This window comes from Sphingopyxis sp. H115, assembly GCF_001468465.1.
In the GTDB taxonomy this organism is placed as follows: Bacteria; Pseudomonadota; Alphaproteobacteria; order Sphingomonadales; family Sphingomonadaceae; genus Sphingopyxis.
The window spans coordinates 79,991-94,438 of sequence record NZ_LNSA01000006.1 but is presented as its reverse complement, the minus strand read 5'-3'; the positions used below and the strand labels follow the sequence as shown (position 1 = coordinate 94,438).

The window sequence follows — 14,448 nt, the reverse complement described above, 5'->3', positions numbered from 1 at the left end:
ATGGCCGAGGCGGACCCGCCGGCGCGCACGATATCGCTCGGTAGCGGCGTCGCGGCGATCGACGCGGCGGCTTGGGACAGCCTGCACGACGGTGGCAATCCGTTCGTGGGTCACGCCTTCCTGTCGCTGCTCGAAGATTCGGGCAGTGTCGGGCCGGGCACCGGCTGGCAGGCGGCACCGCTGATGATCGAGGATGCGGACGGGACGCTTGTCGCCGCCGCGCCGGCCTATCTCAAGTCGCACAGCCAGGGCGAATATGTCTTCGACCACGCCTGGGCCGATGCCTGGGCGCGCGCGGGCGGTGACTATTATCCGAAGCTTCAGATCGCCGCGCCCTTCACCCCGGTGCCGGGGCCGCGCTTGCTGGCGAAGGGCCGGGACGAAGCGCTGTTGCTGCTGCGCGCGGCCGAAGCGGTGGTCCGTCAGAACCAGCTGTCGTCGGCGCATGCGACCTTCGTCGCGCCCGACCAGATGCCGCTGTTCGAGGAAGCGGGCTGGCTCGTTCGCCGCGACATCCAGTTTCACTTCGCGAACAAGGGCTATCGCAGTTTCGACGATTTCCTTGCGACGCTGAATTCGCAAAAGCGTAAGCAGTTGCGCAAGGAACGGCTGCGTGCGGTCGAAGGCTTGCGGGTCGAGGAACTGACGGGCGATGCGATCCGGCCCGAACATTGGGATGCGATGTGGCTCTTCTATCAGGACACGGGCGCGCGCAAATGGGGGCATCCCTATCTGACGCGCGAAGCGTTCGACCTGATGGGCACGGCGATGGCCGACCGGATCATCCTGCTCATCGCCTATGACGGCGACGAGCGGCCGGTCGCGGGGGCGCTGCATTTCCTTGGCGCCGACACGCTCTATGGCCGCTATTGGGGATGCCTCGCCGAAATCCCCTACCTGCATTTCGAGCTTTGCTATTACCGCGCGATCGACATAGCGATCGAACGCGGGTTGGCGCGCGTCGAGGCGGGCGCACAGGGCGGGCACAAGCTTGCGCGCGGTTACGGCCCGGTGGCGACCTGGTCGGCACATTTCATCGCCGATCCGGGCTTTCGCCGCGCGGTTGCCGATTACCTGGAGCGGGAACGGCAGGCCGAAGAAGTCGAAATGGAGTGGCTTGAAGGGCATACGCCCTTCAAGCGTCAGGGCTGAGCCGCCCTTAAATTCCCATCTGTGTCGAGCTCCTTGGCTGCCTTGGCGGGCGCTCGGGATAAACTTCCGCCCTTGGTGGAAGTCGGGACAGGCCAAACACCGGGCGTCCCAATAGCGTCTCGGCTACGCTCGACACAAACGGGAAGAAGGCATTGTATCAGGCGGCGAAGCGGCGGGCGGCCGGACGGCGGGCCGTCTCGTCGAGCCAGGCGCGTGCCTGGCGCTGCGCTTCGGCGATTTCGTCGCGGGTCATCTCGTCGGACAGGTCGGCGCGGCATTGCTGGCCTTCCTTGTTGCCGCCGAGCGCCGCGAGATTGAACCATTTATGCGCCTGGATCAGGTCGACGTCGACACCGCCGGTCCCGGTAGAAAATGCGATACCCAGATCGAAATAGGCATTGGCGTCGCCGCGCGCCGCATCGAGCAGACGGCTTTCGATCAGATATTGGGCAGACTTCAGACTGTTAGCCATGATAACCCCCTTTGCCTCCACCCCACATGGAGACCTCGGGCCCCAAATTTGCGGCTTATGGTCAACAAAGCGTTAACGATGATCCGATTTTTTGTGGATACTGACCGGAATCCCCAGAAATCATGGGTTTCTGGCGTTAACGACCGACCGGGTAATTATCGATCAGCCGCGTTTTTCCGATCCGCGCCGCCGCCAGCAAGCGCGCGGGGGCGCGAAAATCGGCCAGCCTTTCGAGGCTGTCGGCGTCGGCGAGCGCGACATAATCGACACTGTCGAAGCCGCCCTGGACGATCGCCGCCTCGGCCGCCGCCAGCGTCTCGCCGATATCGCCGCCCGCCGCGATGGCTTTTGCCGCCGCCTTCAATGCGTCGGGAAGGGCGGTTGCCGCGCGGCGCTGTTCGGCCGACAGATAGGCGTTGCGCGACGACAGCGCGAGGCCATCGACATCGCGCGCGATCGGCGCGCCCAAAATGTCGATCGCGAAATCGAGGTCGCGCGCCATGCGGCGGATGATGGCAAGCTGCTGCCAATCCTTTTCGCCGAAGATCGCGACATCGGGGCGAACCTGGTTGAACAGTTTCGCGACGACGGTCGCGACGCCGTCGAAATGACCGGGCCGCGCCGCGCCGCAATAATCGGCGCCGAGTTCGGCGACCTCGATATGCGTGCTGTGGCCGCCGGGATACATGGTGCCGACATCGGGCGCCCAGACCACGCTGACCGCCTCCTGCGCCAGCAGCGCCGCGTCGCGCGCCTCGTCGCGCGGATAGGCGGCGAAATCCTCGTTGGGGCCGAATTGCGTCGGATTGACGAAAATCGACACGATCACCTGGTCGGCGACGCGCTTCGCCATGTGGACGAGCGAGAGGTGGCCGTCGTGCAGCGCCCCCATCGTCGGCACCAGTGCGACGCTCTTGCCCCCCTGCTTCAGTGCCGTAACGGCACGGTGCAGCATCGCGATGTCACGGATGATTTGCACGCCCGGTCGCCCTCCGATATTGGCGCGACTATATCATTTCGCGCGCCGGCCGCCCATGCCGCGCCAACAGGAAAATCGCAACGCTCATGACGACCCCCGCACCGCACCGCATCATCTTTGCCAATGAAAAAGGGGGGACGGGGAAATCGACCTGTGCTGTGCACTTCGCTGTGGCCCTGGCGAGCCAGGGGTGGCGCGTTGCGGGGATCGACCTCGACCCGCGCCAGCGCACCTTCCACCGCTATCTGGAAAATCGCGAGAATACCGCGAAGCGCCGCGAGATCGCGCTGCCGACTCCGCGCTTCGAAGTGTTCGAAGGATCGACGATCGACGAACTCGACGAACAGGTCGCGCGGTTGGCCGAGGATGCCGACTATTTGATCGCCGATACGCCCGGCCGCGACGACGTCTTTGCGCGCCACCTCGCGACCAGCGCCGACACGCTGGTGACGCCGATCAACGACAGTTTCATCGATTTCGACCTGATCGGACAGGTCGACCCCGAAACATTCCAGGTCGTCCGCCCCAGTTTCTATTCCGAACTCATCTGGGACACGCGCAAGACGCGCGCCAAGACCGACGGCCGGACGATCGACTGGATTATCTTGCGCAACCGCCTTCAGCATGTCGACGCGCACAATATGCGCCGCGTCGGCGAAGCGCTGACCCAATTGTCGCGCCGCGTCGGCTTTCGCGTCATCCCGGGGCTCGGCGAACGCGTCATCTATCGCGAACTTTTTCCGGCCGGCCTTACGCTGCTCGACAAGGCGCATCTTGGCGGCATGGGCATCGGTCATGTCGTTGCGCGGCAGGAATTGCGTGAGGCGATGGCCGGGCTCAACCTGCCGGCGCGCGAGCGACTCCACCCCGACGGCGACCTGTTCGCGGTCGCCTGACCTCGCTCTCTCCCCCCAGGAGGATCAACAATGACGCATGATTTCCATCCGACGGTGCTTCGCGAATATGACATTCGCGGTATCGTCGGCGATACGCTGTCCGATGCCGACGCCTATGCCATCGGCCGCAGCTTTGCGACGATGATCGGCCGAGCCGGCGGCAAGTGCGTTGCCGTGGGTTACGACGGGCGGCTGTCGTCGCCCATGCTCGCGGAGGCGCTGATCCGCGGGATCAACGAGGCAGGGATCGACGCGCTGAACGTCGGGCTCGGACCGACACCGATGCTCTATTACGCCGCGTCAACGGAGCAAGTGGACGGCGGCATACAGATAACCGGCAGCCACAATCCCCCCGACTATAATGGTTTCAAGATGGTGTTTCAGGGGCGTCCCTTCTTCGGCGCCGATATTCTGGCGATCGGCGAAATGGCCGCCGCCGGGGACTGGGACGCCGGTGACGGCGCGGCTGAAAGCATCGATATCATCGACGCCTATGTCGACCGCCTCGTCGAAGGTTTCGCCGGCGGCGCCTTCCGTATCGGCTGGGACGCCGGCAACGGTGCCGCCGGGACCGTCATCGAGAAACTGACCGCGCGCCTTCCTGGCGAGCATCATCTTCTTTTCACCGACATCGACGGCCATTTCCCGAACCACCATCCCGATCCCACCGACGAGAAGAACCTTGCCGATCTCCGCAAGCTGGTCGCCGAGAAGAGCCTCGATTTCGGCGTCGCTTTCGATGGAGACGGCGACCGGATCGGCGCGATCGACGGCGAAGGCCGGGTGATCTGGGGCGACCAGCTGCTGCAAATCTATGCCGCCGCGGTGCTGAAAGATGCGCCGGGCGCGACCGTCATCGCTGACGTGAAGGCGAGCCAGGCGCTGTTCGACCGCGTCGCCGAACTTGGCGGCAAACCCCTGATGTGGAAAACCGGTCACAGCCTGATCAAGGCGAAGATGAAGGAAAGCGGGAGCCCGCTGGCGGGCGAGATGAGCGGGCATATCTTTTTCGCCGACCGTTATTACGGTTATGACGACGCGCCCTATGCCGCGCTGCGGCTGATCGAGGCGGCGACGAAGCTGGGGCAGAGCGTCACCGAGCTGCGCGGCGGCATGGCGCCGATGGTCAACACGCCCGAACTGCGCTTCCAGGTCGACGAGAGCCGCAAATTCGCCATTGTGGATGAGGTCCTGGAGCGGATCGCCGCTGCGGGGGCCGAGGTCGACCGCACCGATGGCGCGCGCGTGCTGACCGACGACGGCTGGTGGCTGCTTCGCGCGTCGAACACGCAGGACGTGCTTGTCGCGCGCGCCGAGGCGAAGGACGAGGCAGCGCTGGCGCGGCTGCTCGCGGCGATCGACGAACAACTCGCGCTGTCGGGGATCGTGCGGGGCGAGAGCGTGGGACATTAGCAGTCCCGCCTCTTCGAAAGAGGGGTTTAAAGCGCCCTGCAAAAATCTTGCCAGATTGACCTTCGCCGCGTCGCTGGGGTAACGCCGCGCGGGGGATAGAAACGGAACCGATCGATTTATGACCGACGACGAATCCATCGCTGGCACGCTGACCGAGGGCGACCATGGCGTCGCCGAGCACCGCGCGCACGTCCGCGAGGACGCGGCGGCGGGCAACGGGCTCGCGGTCATCTCGATCGCCAAAAGCTATGACAAGCGCGTCGTGCTGTCGGACGTGTCGCTGTCGGTTGGCAAGGGCGAGGTCGTGGGCCTGCTCGGCCCGAACGGCGCGGGCAAGACCACCTGCTTCTATTCGATCATGGGACTGGTGAAGCCCGACGCCGGGCGCATCATGCTCGACGGCGCCGACATCACCGCGCTGCCGATGTACCGCCGCTCGATCCTCGGTCTCGGCTATCTGCCGCAAGAAACCTCGATCTTTCGCGGCATGACAGTCGCGCAGAATATCGAGGCGGTGCTCGAACTCGCCGAGCCCGACAAAATCGCGCGCGAACGCCGGCTCGAGGAGCTGCTCGACGAATTCGGCCTCACGCGGCTGCGCGACGCCGCGGCGATGGCGCTGTCGGGCGGCGAACGCCGCCGCGCCGAAATCGCGCGCGCGCTGGCCGCCAACCCGTCGATCATCCTGCTCGACGAGCCCTTTGCGGGCATCGACCCCTTATCGATCAGCGACATCCGCGACTTGGTCGCCGATCTGAAGACGCGCGGCATCGGCGTCCTCATCACCGACCATAATGTGCGCGAGACGCTCGACCTCGTCGACCGCGCCTGCATCATCTACGACGGCAAGGTGCTGCTTGCCGGCTCCCCGGCCGAACTCGTCGCCGATCCCGAGGTGCGCCGCCTCTACCTCGGCGAGGGTTTCTCCTTGTGATCGACTAGCCGCCGATGGCTCTCGGTCCGCGTCTCGATCTCCGCCAGTCGCAATCGCTGGTGATGACGCCGCAGCTCCAGCAGGCGATCAAGCTGCTGGCGCTGTCGAACCTCGAACTCGAAACCTATCTGGCGGAAGCGCTCGAAGGCAATCCGCTGCTCGACGCGTCGCCCGCCGATGGCGACGGCGGGTTCGGCGACGAACCCGCAGGCGAAACACCCGCCGCCGAAGCGGCGTCGCTCGATACCGATCAGGCGCTGTCCGCCGAGAGCGGGGGGGCGAACGATCTCGACGTCGATCTCGCCGCCGACAGCTTTCATCACGACAGCGCGAGCGACAATATCGGCCTGTCGGGCGGTGGCGAGGATATCGATTTCGACAGCTTCGCCGAGCATGAAGGCACGCTGCACGACCATCTGCTTGCGCAGGTCGGCGAACGCTTCGGCGGGACCGAGGCGATCGTCGCGGGGCAGCTCGTCGCGCTGATCGACGAGACGGGGTATCTGCGCGCCGACCTTGCCGAACTCGCCGCACAACTCGGCGTTCCGCTCGCGCTGATCGAGGCCGTGCTGGGCGTCGTCCAGACCTTCGACCCGTCGGGCGTCGGCGCGCGCGACCTTGCGGAATGTATCGCGATCCAGGCGCGCGAGGCCGACCGCTACGACCCCGCGATGGCCACGATGATCGCGCATCTCGATCTCGTCGCAAAGGGGGCTTTCCCGCAATTGAAGCGCATCTGCGGCGTCGATGACGAGGATCTCGCCGACATGATTCGCGAACTGCGCGGTTACGACCCCAAGCCGGGCCTGAAATATGGCGGCGAAGGTGCGCCGGCGGTGGTCCCCGACCTTTATATCCGCCAGACGGCAAAGGGCTGGGCGGTCGAGATCAACAACGGCACGCTACCGCGGCTGCTCGTCAATCGCCGCTATTACACCGAGCTGGCCGAGGGGGCGGCGGCGAAGAGCAAGGCGTGGCTGTCCGAACAGCTTGCCGGCGCCAACTGGCTCGTTCGCGCGCTCGACCAGCGCCAACGCACGATCGTCAAGGTCGCGAGTGAAATCGTGAAGCAACAGGAGGGGTTTTTCCTGAACGGCGTCGCGCATATGCGACCGCTGACGCTGCGGCAGGTCGCCGAGGCGATCGGCATGCACGAATCGACCGTCAGCCGCGTGACAAGCAACAAATATCTCAGCTGCGCGCGCGGATTGTTCGAACTCAAATATTTCTTCTCGAGCGGCATTTCGGCGACCGAGGGCGATGGCGCGGTGTCGGCCGAGGCGGTGAAGAGCCGGATCAAGGCGATGATCGAAGGTGAGGACGCGAAGGCGATCCTCTCCGACGAGACGATCGCGCAGAAGCTGTCGGCCGAGGGCCACGACATCGCGCGGCGTACCGTCGTCAAATATCGCGAGGCGATGGGCTATGGCTCCTCGGTGCAGCGACGGCGGCAAAAAGCGCTGGCGGGTTAGGATCGGCCGCCATTCGGCCCATGCCGGCCTGCAAACGGCGGCTTCTCGCGCTTCCGGTGCTCACGTACCAAAGTACGCTGCGCTCCGGGTCACGAGAATCCACCATTTTCGGCTCGGCCTGAGCCGAATGGCAACCGATCCTAGGAAATCTGGCGACTTTTGCCTTGGAGGCAGTTGACTTTTTAGCCCCTTCCCCATAGTTGCGCCGCTTCGCGTCAACACGCCAAGATTTACGGAACAGACCCATGAAGATTCGCAACAGCCTGAAGTCGCTGAAGGACCGCCACCGGGATAACCGCGTTATCCGCCGCCGTGGCCGCACCTATGTGATCAACAAGACCAACCGCCGCTTCAAGGCGCGCCAGGGCTGATGGCCCTGTCGGGGCGCTTGCCGCCCCGCGCGCACAGTGAAGTCAGCGTAACGCCGTCGGATGCTTCCGGCGGCGCTTTCGCGTGTCTGGAGTAGCCATGATTCGCCGGAGCGTGATCTTCGACGTCGGCCGCGTCCTGTTCGACTGGGACCTGCGCCACCTGTTCGCCAAGCTGATCGACGACAAGGATCGGCTCGAATGGTTCGTGACCCACGTCGTCACCCCCGAATGGCATTTCCAGCACGATGCCGGGCGCCCGCTCGCCGACATGCTGCCCGAACTCAAGGCCGCATTTCCGGGGCATGACGACCTGGTCGACGCCTATGCGGCGCGGTTCAACGAGACGATCCCGGGACCGATGCCGGGCAGCCTCGAACTCGTCGAACGGCTCGACGCCGCGGGGGTTCCGCTGTTCGCGATCACCAATTTCGGGCATGAATTCTGGGAAGGCTTTCGCCCGACCCAGCCGGTGTTCGACCGTTTCCGCGATATCATCGTTTCGGGCACCGAGAAATTGATGAAACCCGACCCTGCGATCTACCGCCTGGCGATCGAGCGATTCGGCATCGACCCGGCAGGCGCGCTGTTCATCGACGATGTCGCCGCAAATGTCGCGGGGGCCGAATCGGTCGGGATTGCGGGGCACCGGTTCATCGATGCGCCGACGCTCGAACGCGAGCTGGTGGCGCGGGGATATCTGGTGGATTGACGCGGATGAATGGTCGCGCCCTAGACCTCGAGTTCGACGGCGCTCGGTTATATCCGGGCGCTATGGCCGACATTATCGGCGAGTTGCGTGCGCTTTTTGACGACCAGCCCCGGCGTAGCGCAGGGATTCGTCTGCACGGCATCGAGGCTCTTCGGCCGCTACTCGGGATCGAGGGACAGATAGGCGCCATCGCGGCGTCGATTATTGGCACGAACAGCCGCGCAGTTCGCGCAATTCTGTTCGACAAGACCGCCGAGACCAACTGGTCGCTGGGCTGGCATCAGGATCGTACCATTTGCGTTCGCGAGCGGGTCGATATGGCGGGCTACGGACCGTGGACGGCCAAAAGCGGCATGCAGCATGTCGCGCCGCCCTTCGACCTCCTTTCGCGCATGGTGACGCTGCGCGTCCATCTCGACGATGTGCCCGAGGACAATGCCCCTCTGATGATAGTGCCGGGATCGCACAAGCTTGGTCGCATTCCGGAGGTGGAGATCGACGCAGTGGTATCACGGCTCGGGCAGCATCTATGCCTCGCCGAAACTGGCGACATATGGGCCTATGCGACCCCGATCGTCCACAGGTCGAAAGCTGCAACCCGTCCGGAACGCCGACGCGTGCTGCAGATCGATTTTTCGGGCGATGACCTGCCGGGCGACCTCGATTGGCTCGGCGTCTGACGCCGAGCTGGCGTCCCTATTTCTCCACCCCCAGCTGCGTCAGCACAAAGGCGAATTCCTCGGCATCCTCGCGTAGCGCGCCCCAGCGGCCTGACTTGCCGGCGTGGCCTGCACCCATGTTGGTGCGCAGCAGCAGCGTCGCGTCGTTGGTGCGCGTCGCGCGGAGCTTCGCGACCCATTTGGCGGGTTCCCAATAGGTCACGCGCGGGTCGTTGAGCCCTGCCGACACGAGCATCGGCGGATAGGCCTTTGCCGTCACATTGTCATAGGGGCTGTAGCTCAACATATAGTCGAACGCCGCCTTGTCGGTGATCGGATTGCCCCATTCGGGCCATTCGCCGGGGGTCAGCGGCAGCGTCTCGTCGACCATGGTGTTGATCACGTCGACGAAGGGGACGCCAGCGAGCACCGCGCCCCACAACTCGGGCGCCTGATTATAGACCGCGCCCATCACCTGCCCGCCCGCCGAGCGGCCCTCGATCGAAATCTTGCCCGCGCTCGTATATTTCGCCGCGATCAGCCCCTTGGCGACGTCGATGAAATCGTTGAACGTATTCTTGCGCTCGGTCGTCTTGCCCGCGAGATACCAGGCGCGGCCAAGATCGTCGCCGCCGCGGACATGCGCAATGGCATAGATCATGCCGCGGTCGACGAGGCTCAAACGCGTTGTCGAAAAGCCCGGCGGGACGCGATAGCCGTATGAGCCATAGACATAGAGGTGCATCGGTGCACTGCCGTCGCGCGGCGTGCCCTTTTTGTAAACGAGCGACACCGGCACCTGGGTGCCGTCGCGCGCAGGCATGTTTACCAATTCGGTTACATAGTCGTCATGATTATAACCGGAAGGAATCTCCTGCACTTTCAGCGTTTCGAGTTCTCGCTTCGCGAGGTCGTAATCGAACACCGTGTCGGGGGTGACCATCGATTCATAGTCGAGCCGCAGCTTGTCCTGATGATATTCGGGATTGTCCCCGAGCCCCGCGACATAGGTCGCCTCGGGAAATTTGACCCGGCCGGGAGTCAGCGGCGCGTCATATGTGCGGATATCGACCTGATCGACGCCCTTTTCGCGCGATTCGAGCACGAAATAGTCGCGGAAAACCGACAAGCCGGTGAGATAATTGTCGTCCGACCCGGGGATCAGCGTCGTCCAGGTCCCCGGCGCCTTGAGGTCGGCGGTTGCGACGCGGAAATTGGGATGCTCGTCGTTGGTGTGGATGTAGAGCGTGCCCTCGCGCTCGTCGACACTGTACTCGCGGCCTTTCTGGCGCGCCGAGACGAGTTGCATCGGGGCTTCGGGATTGTCGGCGGGGAGCAGGTAAACCTCGCTCGTCTCGTTATCGCCGGTCGCGATCACGATATAATTGTCGGCGGCGGTCTTGCCGATCCCGACGCCGAAACCGATGTCGGGCTCCTTATAGAGCAATTTGTCTTGCGCGATCGGGGTGCCGAGCTTGTGCAGCCTGACATTGTCGGTGCGCCAATTCTCGTTCGCGAGGCCATAGAGGATCGCGTCGTTGCCCGAGGTCCAGACGAGCGACGACAAGGTGCCGGGGATGGTGTCGGGAAGCAGTTCGCCCGTTTCGAGATTGCGAATGCGCGCCTCGAACCGCTCCGACCCATTATCGTCGAATGAATAGGCCATAAGCTTGCCATTCGGGCTAACCGACACTTCGGCGAGGCGGAAATAATCCTTGCCTGCCGCCATCGCGACTTCGTCGAGGATCAGGACGGGCTCGCCGCCCGCGACGGGCCGCCGATACCATTTCTTATACTCGGCACCCTCTTCGAACTCGACCCAATAGACCCAGTCGCCGTCCTTCTGCGGTACCGACGAATCGGCTTCCTTGATCCGGCCCTTCATCTCCTGAAACAAAGTTTCGACGAGCGCGGCGTGCGGCTTCATCGCTGCGTCGAAATAGGCGTTTTCGGCTTTCACATAGTCGAGCACGTCCTTGTCATCGATCACCGGATAGCTCTCGTCCTTCAGCCAGTGCCAGGGGTCGGACAGCGTCTTGCCATGCAGCGTCATCTCGTGCGGACGCTTCTCCGCGACGGGGGCGGCGGGCAGGGCGGGGTTCGGGCTGGTCAATGCGGCGTCTTTCTCTTTGGCGAAAAGCGGGGGGGCAAGCAGGGGCGACGATGCGACAAGCGGGGTGGCAATTGCTGCCAGAAACATCCAAATAGCGCGCATCACGAAAATCCCCCGCGGTGTCGCCCGATTGGGCGGGATCGACCGATGTAGGAATAAGGAACGTCTGATGTCCAGCCCCGTCCATGCAGAACGCCTCGCGCGCGTGCGCGCCGAACTCTCACGCCGCGGTCTCGACGGCTTCGTCGTGCCGATCAGCGACGAGCATATGAGCGAATATGTCGGCGACTATGCGCAGCGCATGGCGTGGCTGACCGGCTTCGGCGGATCGGCGGGGACCGCGGCGGTGCTGCCCGAAAAGGCGGCTGTGTTCGTCGACGGACGCTATACGGTACAGGTGCGCGACCAGGTCGATGGGGCGCTGTTCGACTATGTCGGCGTGCCGCAGTCGAGCGTCACCGAATGGCTCGGCGCCAATGTGAGCGCCGGGCAGAAGGTCGGTTACGACCCGTGGCTGCATGGCATCGACTGGGCGCGGGGGCTGGAAAAGGCAATGGCGGCGAAGGGCGCGACCCTTGTCGCGGTGACGCCCAATCCGCTCGACGCGGCGTGGGACGACCAGCCGGCGCCGAGCAATGCGGTGGTGACCGTCCACGACGCCGCGCTTGCCGGACAGGGTGCGGTCGAGAAGCGCGAGATCATCGCCGACTGGCTGAAGGCGAACGGTCTCGACACCACGGTGATGACGGCGCTCGATTCGATCGCCTGGACCTTCAACATCCGCGGCACCGACGTCAGCCACACGCCGGTCGGGCTCTCCTTTGCGCTCCTTCACGCCGATGCGACCGCCGATCTGTTCATTGCGCCCGAAAAGCTCACGGACGCGGTGCGCGCGCATCTCGGCAACAGCGTGCGGATCCATGACCGCACCGCGTTCGAGGCGGCGCTCGCGGACCTCAAGGACAAGAAGGTGGCGGTCGATCCCGACCGCGCCGTCGCGGCGATCTTTACCGCACTCGAGGCCGCCGGCGCGAAGATCGCCCGCCATCGCGATCCCGCAGTACTGCCCAAGGCGATCAAGAATGACGCCGAATTGAGCGGCACGCGCGCTGCGCATGTCCGCGACGGCGTCGCGGTGTCGCGCTTCCTCAAATGGATGGAAGAGGTGGCGCCCGAGGGCGGGCTGGACGAACTCGGCGCTGCCGCAAAATTGCGCGAGTTTCGCGAGGCCAACGGCGGGCTCAAGGACCTGTCGTTCGACACCATTTCGGCCGCCGGCCCCAATGGCGCGCTGCCACATTACAAGGTCGACGAAACGACCAACCGCGCCATCGAGACGGGGACGCTCTACCTCGTCGATTCGGGCGGCCAATATGCCGACGGTACGACCGATATCACGCGCACGATTGCGATCGGTACACCCACCGCGGAGATGCGCCGCCGCTTCACGCAGGTGCTGAAGGGGCATATCGCGCTCGCGACGGCGCGTTTCCCCAAGGGGACGCGCGGCAGCCAGCTAGACATATTGGCGCGGCAATATCTGTGGGCCGACGGGGTCGATTATGCGCATGGCACCGGGCACGGCGTCGGATCCTATCTTGCGGTGCACGAAGGGCCGCAGCGCATCGCCAAGCCGGCGGGCGGTCAGGCGGGAACCGAGGAACCGCTGCACGCCGGCATGATCCTGTCGAACGAGCCTGGCTATTACAAGGCGGGTGCTTTCGGGATCCGCATCGAGAATCTCGTCGTCGTCACGCCGGTCCGCATCGACGGCGCCGAAGAGGACATGCTGGGGTTCGAGACGATCACCTTTGCGCCGATCGCGCAAAATCTGGTCGATGTGTCGCTACTGTCGGCGGCCGAGGCCGACTGGCTCGACGCCTATCACGCCGAGGTGTTCGAAAAGCTTGCCGGGGGCGTCGAGGGCGAGGAGCGGGCGTGGCTTGAGGCGGCTTGCGCGCCGCTCGATCGCGCACCCGCCGCACTCGCGGCCTGAGCTCGCGTATGACCGAGCATCGCAGCAACGTGCCGCTCGCCGATTTCCGCGTGCAGGAGCGCGTTCGCGTTCGCTTCAACGAGATCGACGGCCAGAATATCGTCTTTAATGCCAATTATCTGGTCTATGCCGATATCGGTGTGACCGAATATTTCCGCGCGCTTGGCGAGGGGCAGCCTGGCCCTTATTTTCACCAATATGGTACAGACATTCGCGAAACGCATTGCGAAATCGATTATCATGCGCCTGCCCGACTCGACGAGCTGATCACGATCGCGGCGCGAATCAGTCGCTTCGGCCGCACGAACTTTACGGTTCATTGCGGCGTTTTTCGCGGGAATGAGCGGCTGACCGACATCGAGATCAGCTATGCGCATCTCGATACCGACAGCGGAAAACCAACGCCGTTGCCTGGAAGCTTTATTGCCGAAGTGCGGCGATTCGAGACCCGAACCCCGACGCAAGACTGACAAGATATTGAGTAGTTTCCGCGATGCGGAAACGTGGGGGCCGGTGCCGCAATCGAACGAAAAGAACCGAATCGACCCTCTCAACCAAAAAAGTCGAAAAAAAAGGGCCACCCGAGGGTGGCCCGTGAAAGTTTTGGGAGAGGATGCCTAAAAGGCAAGTGTGATATTGCACTGCACAATGAATGTTGCAACTGCGAAAAGAGCATCCGCACTTGCATTTTTTGCAATCGATAACGTTCCCAGCGATCATCCGATGCAATCGACCGATGTTCGCGGCCTCTCGCAAAATGGCGCGACATCGCCTAAATTGGCGCGATGAGGATGTTTCAAAAACCCGATATCGGCGGCGGCGTGTCCGATTTCTGGGCCTATATCCGCGAACCCCGGCCCCATCGCTGGGCGATCTGGGGCGTTGCGCTGGCGCTGACCTGGCTCGTTTTCAACGGGGTCGAGCAATATCTGATCCCTTATGAAAAGCCGAAAGCCCAAATCATCTATTTCGAAAACTGGACCGCGAACCGCAGCGCCGCCGAGGTTCGCGCCGACTGGGTCGCGCGCGCCAAGGAAACGACGCTGCAGAATGCTAAGAAGCGCGCCGAATATCAACGCTTCGCCGACAGCCTCGGCATCGAATATGATTCGAGCGAAGCCGACAAGGTGACGCGCGAAACGCTGGGCGAGGAAGCGGCGGCAGCGGCGAAGAAAAAGCCCGAGCCTGTGCAGATACGCTCGACGCTCGCCGAACGCGCGGCGCGCGGCGCGCAGCCCAAGACCGCCGACTGATCGCGGTGAAACGTTCGCCGACCGATGCC

General features: G+C 63.9%; 14 protein-coding genes. 11 read left to right on the top strand and 3 right to left on the bottom strand.

The window, feature by feature from the left end; genetic code table 11:
* The gene (locus tag ATE71_RS06530) at nucleotides 1–1,152 is read left to right on the top strand and encodes a GNAT family N-acetyltransferase (protein ID WP_058802624.1); all 1,152 of its coding nucleotides are present in this window, start codon (nucleotides 1–3) and stop codon (nucleotides 1,150–1,152) included.
* A gap of 157 nt (nucleotides 1,153–1,309) precedes the next feature.
* Here ATE71_RS06530 and ATE71_RS06525 read toward each other — a convergent pair whose 3' ends face one another.
* Complete coding sequence (locus ATE71_RS06525) at nucleotides 1,310–1,624, bottom strand: sel1 repeat family protein (protein WP_058802694.1); 315 nt, start codon at nucleotides 1,622–1,624, stop codon at nucleotides 1,310–1,312.
* Nucleotides 1,625–1,760: 136 nt separating this feature from the next.
* Nucleotides 1,761–2,603: a pantoate--beta-alanine ligase gene (gene panC, locus ATE71_RS06520; RefSeq protein WP_058802623.1), complete on the bottom strand. Its 843-nt coding sequence runs from the start codon at nucleotides 2,601–2,603 to the stop codon at nucleotides 1,761–1,763.
* Nucleotides 2,604–2,689: 86 nt separating this feature from the next.
* Between panC and ATE71_RS06515 the strand changes: the two genes are divergently transcribed.
* From ATE71_RS06515 to ATE71_RS06485, 7 genes are all read left to right on the top strand, one after another.
* A complete protein-coding gene (locus ATE71_RS06515) occupies nucleotides 2,690–3,499 on the top strand; it encodes a division plane positioning ATPase MipZ (protein WP_058802622.1) in 810 nt (269 codons plus the stop codon).
* A 30-nt stretch (nucleotides 3,500–3,529) separates the two neighbouring features.
* Nucleotides 3,530–4,912, top strand: a complete 1,383-nt coding sequence (pgmG, locus tag ATE71_RS06510) for a phosphoglucomutase/phosphomannomutase PgmG (protein ID WP_058802621.1) — start codon at nucleotides 3,530–3,532, stop codon at nucleotides 4,910–4,912.
* 118 nt (nucleotides 4,913–5,030) lie between these two features.
* Nucleotides 5,031–5,846 (top strand): LPS export ABC transporter ATP-binding protein, encoded by an 816-nt coding sequence (gene lptB, locus ATE71_RS06505; RefSeq protein ID WP_058802620.1) that lies wholly within the window; start codon nucleotides 5,031–5,033, stop codon nucleotides 5,844–5,846.
* Between the two features lie 14 nt (nucleotides 5,847–5,860).
* On the top strand, nucleotides 5,861–7,318 hold the full coding sequence (rpoN, locus tag ATE71_RS06500; RefSeq protein WP_058802619.1) for an RNA polymerase factor sigma-54: 1,458 nt from the start codon (nucleotides 5,861–5,863) through the stop codon (nucleotides 7,316–7,318).
* Between the two features lie 245 nt (nucleotides 7,319–7,563).
* Entirely contained in the window at nucleotides 7,564–7,689 is a 126-nt protein-coding gene (gene ykgO / locus ATE71_RS06495) for a type B 50S ribosomal protein L36 (RefSeq protein ID WP_003046794.1), read from the top strand.
* A gap of 97 nt (nucleotides 7,690–7,786) precedes the next feature.
* The gene (locus tag ATE71_RS06490; RefSeq protein ID WP_058802618.1) at nucleotides 7,787–8,398 is read left to right on the top strand and encodes an HAD family hydrolase; all 612 of its coding nucleotides are present in this window, start codon (nucleotides 7,787–7,789) and stop codon (nucleotides 8,396–8,398) included.
* Between the two features lie 62 nt (nucleotides 8,399–8,460).
* On the top strand, nucleotides 8,461–9,078 hold the full coding sequence (locus ATE71_RS06485) for a phytanoyl-CoA dioxygenase family protein (protein ID WP_235587932.1): 618 nt from the start codon (nucleotides 8,461–8,463) through the stop codon (nucleotides 9,076–9,078).
* A gap of 16 nt (nucleotides 9,079–9,094) precedes the next feature.
* Here ATE71_RS06485 and ATE71_RS06480 read toward each other — a convergent pair whose 3' ends face one another.
* Entirely contained in the window at nucleotides 9,095–11,257 is a 2,163-nt protein-coding gene (locus ATE71_RS06480; RefSeq protein WP_082665121.1) for a S9 family peptidase, read from the bottom strand.
* 82 nt (nucleotides 11,258–11,339) lie between these two features.
* On the opposite strand from ATE71_RS06480, the gene ATE71_RS06475 reads away from it, so the two are divergent.
* The 3 genes from ATE71_RS06475 (at nucleotide 11,340) to ATE71_RS06465 (ending at nucleotide 14,419) form a co-directional block, all read left to right on the top strand.
* Complete coding sequence (locus ATE71_RS06475) at nucleotides 11,340–13,166, top strand: aminopeptidase P family protein (RefSeq protein ID WP_058802616.1); 1,827 nt, start codon at nucleotides 11,340–11,342, stop codon at nucleotides 13,164–13,166.
* A gap of 8 nt (nucleotides 13,167–13,174) precedes the next feature.
* The gene (locus tag ATE71_RS06470) at nucleotides 13,175–13,636 is read left to right on the top strand and encodes an acyl-CoA thioesterase (RefSeq protein WP_058802615.1); all 462 of its coding nucleotides are present in this window, start codon (nucleotides 13,175–13,177) and stop codon (nucleotides 13,634–13,636) included.
* Between the two features lie 315 nt (nucleotides 13,637–13,951).
* Nucleotides 13,952–14,419, top strand: a complete 468-nt coding sequence (locus tag ATE71_RS06465) for a hypothetical protein (RefSeq protein WP_058802614.1) — start codon at nucleotides 13,952–13,954, stop codon at nucleotides 14,417–14,419.
* Nucleotides 14,420–14,448: the final 29 nt, after the last annotated feature.

Excerpts from the sequence above, each read along its gene's own strand:
- ATE71_RS06530 (WP_058802624.1), top strand. The coding sequence starts at position 1 with ATGGCCGAGGCGGACCCGCCGGCGCGCACGATATCGCTCGGTAGCGGC.
- ATE71_RS06525 (WP_058802694.1), bottom strand. The coding sequence starts at position 1,624 with ATGGCTAACAGTCTGAAGTCTGCCCAATATCTGATCGAAAGCCGTCTG.
- ATE71_RS06515 (WP_058802622.1), top strand. The coding sequence starts at position 2,690 with ATGACGACCCCCGCACCGCACCGCATCATCTTTGCCAATGAAAAAGGG.
- pgmG (WP_058802621.1), top strand. The coding sequence starts at position 3,530 with ATGACGCATGATTTCCATCCGACGGTGCTTCGCGAATATGACATTCGC.
- lptB (WP_058802620.1), top strand. The coding sequence starts at position 5,031 with ATGACCGACGACGAATCCATCGCTGGCACGCTGACCGAGGGCGACCAT.
- rpoN (WP_058802619.1), top strand. The coding sequence starts at position 5,861 with ATGGCTCTCGGTCCGCGTCTCGATCTCCGCCAGTCGCAATCGCTGGTG.
- ykgO (WP_003046794.1), top strand. The coding sequence starts at position 7,564 with ATGAAGATTCGCAACAGCCTGAAGTCGCTGAAGGACCGCCACCGGGAT.
- ATE71_RS06490 (WP_058802618.1), top strand. The coding sequence starts at position 7,787 with ATGATTCGCCGGAGCGTGATCTTCGACGTCGGCCGCGTCCTGTTCGAC.
- ATE71_RS06485 (WP_235587932.1), top strand. The coding sequence starts at position 8,461 with ATGGCCGACATTATCGGCGAGTTGCGTGCGCTTTTTGACGACCAGCCC.
- ATE71_RS06480 (WP_082665121.1), bottom strand. The coding sequence starts at position 11,257 with ATGTTTCTGGCAGCAATTGCCACCCCGCTTGTCGCATCGTCGCCCCTG.
- ATE71_RS06475 (WP_058802616.1), top strand. The coding sequence starts at position 11,340 with ATGTCCAGCCCCGTCCATGCAGAACGCCTCGCGCGCGTGCGCGCCGAA.
- ATE71_RS06470 (WP_058802615.1), top strand. The coding sequence starts at position 13,175 with ATGACCGAGCATCGCAGCAACGTGCCGCTCGCCGATTTCCGCGTGCAG.
- ATE71_RS06465 (WP_058802614.1), top strand. The coding sequence starts at position 13,952 with ATGAGGATGTTTCAAAAACCCGATATCGGCGGCGGCGTGTCCGATTTC.